This window comes from Paractinoplanes ferrugineus, assembly GCF_016862195.1.
Classification (GTDB): Bacteria; Actinomycetota; Actinomycetes; order Mycobacteriales; family Micromonosporaceae; genus Actinoplanes; species Actinoplanes ferrugineus.
This window is the reverse complement of sequence record NZ_BOMM01000023.1, coordinates 46,771-54,055: the sequence shown is the minus strand read 5'-3', so window position 1 is coordinate 54,055 and position 7,285 is coordinate 46,771. Positions and strand designations below refer to the sequence as shown.

Annotated in this window: 6 protein-coding genes; all 6 read right to left on the bottom strand. The window is 67.8% G+C overall.

Features of this window, described 5'->3' with window-relative positions:
- Positions 1–46: 46 nt before the first annotated feature.
- Entirely contained in the window at positions 47–940 is an 894-nt protein-coding gene (gene prcA, locus Afe05nite_RS15210; protein WP_203817742.1) for a proteasome subunit alpha, read from the bottom strand.
- A 51-nt stretch (positions 941–991) separates the two neighbouring features.
- A complete protein-coding gene (gene prcB / locus Afe05nite_RS15205; protein ID WP_203817741.1) occupies positions 992–1,831 on the bottom strand; it encodes a proteasome subunit beta in 840 nt (279 codons plus the stop codon).
- 243 nt (positions 1,832–2,074) lie between these two features.
- Entirely contained in the window at positions 2,075–2,290 is a 216-nt protein-coding gene (locus tag Afe05nite_RS15200; RefSeq protein WP_203817740.1) for a ubiquitin-like protein Pup, read from the bottom strand.
- Positions 2,291–2,413: 123 nt separating this feature from the next.
- Positions 2,414–3,931 carry a depupylase/deamidase Dop gene (gene dop / locus Afe05nite_RS15195; RefSeq protein ID WP_344223468.1) on the bottom strand — a complete coding sequence of 506 codons (1,518 nt, stop codon included), beginning with the start codon at positions 3,929–3,931 and terminating at the stop codon, positions 2,414–2,416.
- A 41-nt stretch (positions 3,932–3,972) separates the two neighbouring features.
- Positions 3,973–5,268 carry an acyltransferase family protein gene (locus Afe05nite_RS15190; RefSeq protein ID WP_203817739.1) on the bottom strand — a complete coding sequence of 432 codons (1,296 nt, stop codon included), beginning with the start codon at positions 5,266–5,268 and terminating at the stop codon, positions 3,973–3,975.
- Positions 5,269–5,329: 61 nt separating this feature from the next.
- Entirely contained in the window at positions 5,330–7,111 is a 1,782-nt protein-coding gene (gene arc, locus Afe05nite_RS15185; RefSeq protein ID WP_203817738.1) for a proteasome ATPase, read from the bottom strand.
- Positions 7,112–7,285: the final 174 nt, after the last annotated feature.

Here is a 7,285-nt window from a genome sequence, read left to right as displayed (position 1 = left end):
GGGCGCGGCCAACCGGCCGCGCCCGCCTCGAGAAATCGCTGTGCGGTCAGGAACCGTCGCCGTTGACGCCGTCGGCTGGTTCGGCCGGGTCGTCGGCGGGCTTGGCGGCGGACTTGCCGGCTGGTTTGGCAGCGGGCTTGCCGGCGGTCTCGGCGTTCACCGGGGCGGCCGAGACGGTCGGCTTGTCCTCGGCCGGGTTGGGCGGGGCCGCGTCGGTCTCGCCCAACTGGTCCTCGGCCACCGCGCCGTGCCCGAGCAGGGTGGTCAGCGCGGCGCCGGCCATGCGGCGGAAGGTGCGGCCCTTGCGGCGGCGGTCGAGCACCGCCACTTCGAGCTGCTTGGCGTCGAGCTGGCGGGTCTGGCCGTTCTCACCGCCGACGCTGCCCAATGCCTTCGCGGCGAGGGCGAGCGCGGTCGGCAGGTCGGCCGCCATGTCGTGCTCCTCACGGAGGACGTTGGAGATCGCCTCGGCCTGGCCGCCCATCGCCATGAAACCGGGCTCGTCCATGACCGAGCCGTCGTAGGTGATGCGGTAGAGCTCGTCGGCCTCCGGGGTGGCACCGACCTGCGCGATGCAGATCTCCACCTCGTACGGCTTCTGCGTCTCCGAGAAGATCGCACCGAGGGTCTGGGTGAACGCGTTGGCGAGGCCGCGGCCGGTGACGTCGCGCCGGTCGTAGCTGTAGCCGTTGAGGTCGGCCATCCGTACGCCGGCTCGGCGCAGGTTCTCGAACTCGTTGTAGCGTCCGACCGCGGCGAAACCGATCTTGTCGTAGATCTCGCTGATCTTGCGCAGGGTGGTGATGTTCTCGGCGACCATCAGGATGCCGCCCTCGTAGGACAGCACCACGGCGGAGCGGCCGCGGGCGATGCCCTTGCGGGCGTATTCCGAGCGGTCGCGCTGGACCTGCTCGGGTGATGCGTAGAACTGCATGGCCACGGGTGGCTACTCCCTCTCTCCCCAGTTGAGCAAGCTTGGTGGAAGCGGGACTCAGCCGCCCGGGTTTTCCATCCGGCCCGCGACGACCGCCTCGGCCACCGCCGCGACCTCTTCCTCGCCGAGCCGGTGGGTGCCCTGCGCGGTGGCCGTCATGACCACCGGGTAGATCTTGCGGGTCACGTCGGGCCCGCCGGTCGCGGTGTCGTCGTCGGCCGCGTCGTAGAGCGCCTCGACAGCCAGCCGGATCGCGTCCTCGGTGCTGACCCCGGCCCGGTACTTCTTCTTCAGCGCGGACTTGGCGAACAGCGAGCCGGAGCCGATCGAGTCATATCCGGTCTCCTCGTAGAGGCCGCCGGCGACGTCGAAGCTGAAGATGCGACCGGCCTTGGCCGGGTCGGTCGGCGACAGGTCGTAACCGGCGAACAGCGGAACCACCGCGAGGCCCTGCATGGCCGCGCCGAGGTTGCCGCGCACCATGCCGGCCAGCCGGTTCGCCTTGCCGTCGAGGGACAGCATGATGCCCTCGATCTTCTCGTAGTGCTCCAGCTCGACCTGGAACAGCCGCATCAGCTCGATGCCGATGCCGGCCGTGCCGGCGATGCCGATGAGCGAGTAGGAGTCGGCCGGGTGCACCTTCTCGATGTCCCGGCTGGCGATGAGGTTGCCCATGGTGGCCCGGCGGTCGCCCGCCATGACCACGCCTTCCGCGGTCGCGATCGCCACGATCGTGGTGCCGTGCGGCGCCATGTCCCCCGCCAGTCCCGGCGGGAGCGGACGCCGCCCGGGCAGCATCTCGGGCGCCGCATAGGTCAGGAACTGCGTGAAGGAGGACGTCCCCGCGTTGGTGAAGACATCCGGCAGTCGACCGGACGGATCGAAGTCCTTTGCCACGTGGTTCCTTTCAGCTACGTGAACGGCGCCGCCGGCCCCGCCGACGCCGGTGCAGTTGAAGCACAATATCCCGCGCGTGGGCCCGGTGGGACGAGCTAGATCGACGTGTTGATGGTCTCTATCGACCATTCCATGCGGAAAAGGCCGCGCGGGCTCGGACGACCCGTTGAAGAGCCATCCGAGCCCGCCGAATTCGGCTAAGGGCGAAACCGATTCCCGATCTCAGAGATCGGACAAAAGGTCTTACTCGCCGCCCTTCTGGACGTAGCCTCGCACGAATTCCTCGGCGTTCTCCTCCAGGACGGAGTCGATCTCGTCCAGCAGGTCGTCGACGTCCTCGGTGATCTCCGCGTGCCGCTCCGCTACCTCGGGGTTGGCCTCGACGGTGACGTCCTCGATCTCCTCACCACTCCGGCCCTTGCCGGACTGGGACTGACCACCTGTGTCTCGGGTTGCCATGGGATGTCCCCCTTCTAAGCCACCCGAAGTCGCATAACCCCGGGCACCCGAAGTCGCACAACATCGGGTACGCCAAACTTACCGCGCGGCTGTGACAAAACGCCGCCCCGGAGTGAGCGATTCTCACCGCGAGGTGATGACCTCGAGCAGGTCCTTCGCGCTCTCGCACTTGTCGAACAGGGCCCCGACGTGCTTCTTCGTGCCTCGTTCAGGCTCCATCATCGGCACCCGCACGAGCGACTCCCGGCCCACGTCGAAGATGACCGAGTCCCAGCTGGCGGCGACCACTTCGGACGCGTACTGCGCCAGGCAGCGGCCCCGGAAGTAGGCCCGGGTGTCCTCGGGCGGCTCGTACATCGCCGTCCGGGTGGCCTCGTCGTCCAGGATCGTCTTCATCGAGCCACGGGCCACCAGGCGGTGGTAGAGGCCCTTCTCCGGGCGCACGTCGGCGTACTGCAGGTCGACCAGCTGGAGCTTCGGCGACGACCAGCCCAGGCTCTCCCGCTCCCGGTAGCCCTCGAGCAGCCGCAGCTTGGCCACCCAGTCGAGGGTGTCGGACAGGATCATCGGGTCACGGCCGAGCTTGTCGAGCACGTCCTCCCAGCGGGCGAGCACGTCTACGGTCTGCTCGTCGGCGTCGTCGCCCTGCCGCTCCTCGACGAACGCCCGGGCCCGCTCGTAGTAGGCCCACTGCAGGTCGAGGGCGGTGAGCCGGCGGCCGTCCCGCAGCCGGATCAGGTGCTTGAGGGTCGGGTCGTGGCTCACCGACTTGAGTTCGCTCACCGGGTCGGCGATGCCCAGGTCGCCGGTGAACACCTTCTCCTCGATCATGGCCAGGACCAGCGAGGTCGTGCCCATCTTGAGGTAGCTGGCGATCTCCGACAGGTTCGCGTCGCCGATGATGACGTGCAGCCGGCGGTATTTGTCGGCGTCGGCGTGCGGCTCGTCGCGGGTGTTGATGATCGGCCGCTTGAGGGTCGTCTCGAGACCGACCTCGACCTCGAAGAAGTCGGCACGCGACGAGATCTGGAAACCGGCTCCCGAGCCGTCCTGTCCGATGCCGACCCGGCCGACGCCGGTGAACACCTGCCGGGTCACGAAGAACGGCGTGAGATGGGCGACGATGTCGGCGAACGGGGTCTGCCGGCGCATCAGGTAGTTCTCGTGCGACCCGTACGACGCGCCCTTGTTGTCGGTGTTGTTCTTGTAGAGCTGGATACGGTGGGTGCCGGGGATCGTGGCGGCGCGGCGGGAGGCCTCGGCCATGACCCGTTCGCCGGCCTTGTCCCACTTGACGACGTCGAGCGGGTTGGTGCACTCCGGAGTGCTGTATTCCGGGTGTGCGTGGTCCACGTAGAGCCGGGCGCCGTTGGTCAGTATCACGTTGGCCAGGCCCAGGTCCTCGTCGGCGAGGGCGTCGGCCGGGTCGTAGGCGGCGCCGGAGTAGGTGAACCCCCGGGCGTCCCGCAGCGGCGACTCCTCCTCGTAGTCCCAGCGTGCGCGGCCCCCGCGGTTGAGCTCGGGCCGTGCCCCGTAGGCGTTCACCACCTGCGAGGACGTCACCATCGGATTGGCACCGGGCTGACCCGGAACCGAAATGCCGTACTCGACCTCGGTCCCCATAATCCTGCGAACACTCATGCGACCACCCCGCCCGCCACGCTGCTGCTCATGTATCGAGCCTAGACGCTCTGACGGCGGTTCTCGCCCTGCCCCGTCGCGGTAACGGCACGCTGCGTGGCGAGCAGGCTCGCCAGCGGCGGGCGCGGCGAGAGCCGGGCGGTCAGCTTCCGGCCGAGTGCCTGGCCCGGCCGTTCCACCATGCGGTACGCGAGATGGGCCACCCCAAGAGCGACGATCACGTACGTGAACCCGACCGCGACCCTGAACACGCCGGCCGCGTTCCCGATATCCGGGATGACACGCGGCACCATCGACAGCACGATCGCATGCAGCAGGTAGAGCGAGTAACTGATCCTTCCGAGCCAGGTCAACACGCCAGGAATGGTTCGGTTTCGTATCGTGTACGCAAAAAGGAACGTAACCGCGACCGCGCCGACGTTGGCCGACCAGAGCGCCAGGGCCGCGCCGGAGCGCAGGTTTGTCCAATGCGCACCGATTACGCCGAGCGTGACCGTGGTCAGGGCGAAGATCGCCCTGAGGCGCTCGAGCTCGCCGTGCTGCCACCGGTAGATCACCGTGCCGGCGAACATGACGGCCAGCAGCAGCAGACCCTGCCAGCTCGCGATCACGGTGCTGTTCCGGGTGGCGTGCCCGTTGAGCGCGGGCAGCAGCAGGAAGGCGATCCCGGCGAGGCCGGCGAGCAGAACGAACCGCTCCTTGAGGTACGCGACGACGCTGATCCCGATCACGACGACCAGGATCGCGGCCGTGCACCGGCGCTCGGCGAAGGTCGCCCCGAACAGGTCGTCGGGCAGTCGCCGGCCGGCCACGAAGGCCACCAGCGCGAGTCCGGCCGCCCACCGGTCGCTGTGCCGGTGCAGCCGCCAGGCGAACAGACCGGAGACGACCAGGTAGAACGTCATCTCGTAGGAGAGGGTCCAGAAGACCCGTACGGCGCCGCGCTCGCCCAGCAGGTCCGGCAGCATCGTGACGTGCCCGAGGACGGCGGTGACCGTCTCCTGCCGGATCGACGCCTGCCAGGACATCAAGCCCACCGTGCAGAGGATCGCGACGACGGCGATGGCGAACAGGTAGGCCGGGTAGATGCGGCACAGCCGGCCGATCCAGAAGCGGCGCAGGCTGCCGTGCTTCTCCAGCGACATCGGGATGACATAGCCGGAGACCAGGAAGAACAGCAGTACGCCGTATTTTCCCAGGTCGATGTGGCGCATGACCGCCAGGTGCCGCTCGCTGCCGAGCACGAGCGGGCTGAGGTGGAAGCACATGACGATCAGCGCGGCGAAGCCACGGAGCGCGTCCAGCCAGGCGAGGCGTACCGGATTAGGGGCGGTCATGCCCGGTGCAACGAGAACGCGGGCGGCGGGGTGCTCCCCGCCGCCCGCGATCTATGCGTGCCTAGAGGTACTGACCGGTGTTCGAAGCCGTCTCGATCGAGCGGCCGGCCTCGGCGCCCTTGCCCCCGGAGACGAGCGTGCGGATGTAGACGATCCGCTCGCCCTTCTTGCCGGAGATGCGGGCCCAGTCGTCCGGGTTGGTCGTGTTGGGCAGGTCCTCGTTCTCGCGGAACTCGTCGACGCAGGAGTCGAGCAGGTGCTGCAGGCGCAGCCCCTTCTTGCCGGAGGTGAGGAACTCCTTGATCGCCATCTTCTTGCCGCGGTCCACGATGTTCTGGATCATCGCGCCGGAGTTGAAGTCCTTGAAGTACAGGACCTCCTTGTCACCGTTGGCGTAGGTGACCTCCAGGAAGCGGTTCTCCTCGCTCTCGGTGTACATCCGGAGCACGACGGCCTCGATCATCGCCGCCACCGTGACATCGCGGTCGTTGCCGTGTTCGGCGAGGTCTTCCGAGCTGAGCGGCAGGCCGGCCAGGATGTACTTGGCGAAGATGTCCTTCGCCGCCTCGGCGTCCGGACGCTCGATCTTGATCTTCACGTCGAGACGACCGGGACGCAGGATCGCCGGGTCGATCATGTCTTCCCGGTTGGACGCGCCGATCACGATCACGTTTTCCAGGCCCTCGACGCCGTCGATCTCGCTGAGGAGCTGGGGAACGATCGTGTTCTCCACGTCGGAGGAGACGCCGGAGCCACGGGTGCGGAAGATCGAGTCCATCTCGTCGAAGAACACGATCACCGGGGTGCCCTCGCCGGCCTTCTCCCGGGCCCGCTGGAAGACCAGGCGGATGTGCCGCTCGGTCTCGCCCACGTACTTGTTCAGCAGCTCCGGGCCCTTGATGTTGAGGAAGTAGCTGGTGTGCTTCTCCTCGCCACGCCGCTCGGCGATCTTCTTGGCCAGTGAGTTGGCCACCGCCTTGGCGATCAGGGTCTTGCCACAGCCGGGCGGGCCGTAGAGCAGGATGCCCTTCGGCGGGCGCAGCTGGTGCTCCCGGAACAGGTCGGCGTGCAGGAACGGCAGCTCCACCGCGTCGCGGATCTGCTCGATCTGGGAGTGCAGGCCGCCGATGTCGGTGTAGTCGACGTCGGGGACCTCCTCCAGGACGAGCTCCTCGACCTCGCTCTTGGGAATCCGCTCGTAGGCGTACGCCGAGCGGGGCTCGATCATGAGCGAGTCACCCGCACGGAGCTTGGCGATGTCGAGCGAGTCGGCGAGGAACACGATGCGTTCCTCGTCGGAGTGCGACACCACCAGAGCCCGGTCGCCACGCTCGCCGTTCGGCCCGGCCAGGACCTCCCGGAGCAGGACGACCTCGCCGCTGCGCTCGAACCCGAACGCGTCGACGACGTTCAGCGCGTCGTTGAGCAGGACTTCCTGCCCACGCTGGAGCTCCTCGACCTCGAGCGACGGCGACACCGCCACCCGCAGCTTGCGGCCGCCGGTGAACACGTCGACCGTGCCGTCCTCGTGCGCCGTCAAGAAAACGCCGTAGCCGCTGGGCGGCTGGGCGAGCCGGTCGATCTCTTCCTTGAGAGTGACTATCTGGGTCCGGGCTTCCTTGAGGGTCGCCACGAGCCGGTCGTTGTTCTCGGTCAGTCGGGCCAGCTGCGCCTGCGTTGCCGCGAGCCGTTCCTCGAGCTGCCGGACGTGTCGTGGGCTTTCGGTCAACTTCCGCCGAACAAGGGCGAGTTCCTCTTGCAGGAACGCGACCTGGCTGGAGAGATCGTTGGCCTCTTTCTCCCAACGTGCGGCGCGTGAATCCGCCTCGTCGCTACGTGCCACGTCCCACCTCCCCGGGGGCTCGAACGTCTTGCGATAACACTAGCCGCTGTAGCCGGGATTTCGACCCATGCAACACCCTCGTCACCGAGTCTTGATCCATTCGGTCAGTGGTTGCCGGTTGGTTGTCGGACCCTTCCGGTACCGTCGGCCGGGATCATTTTCGGCGGGTTGCGG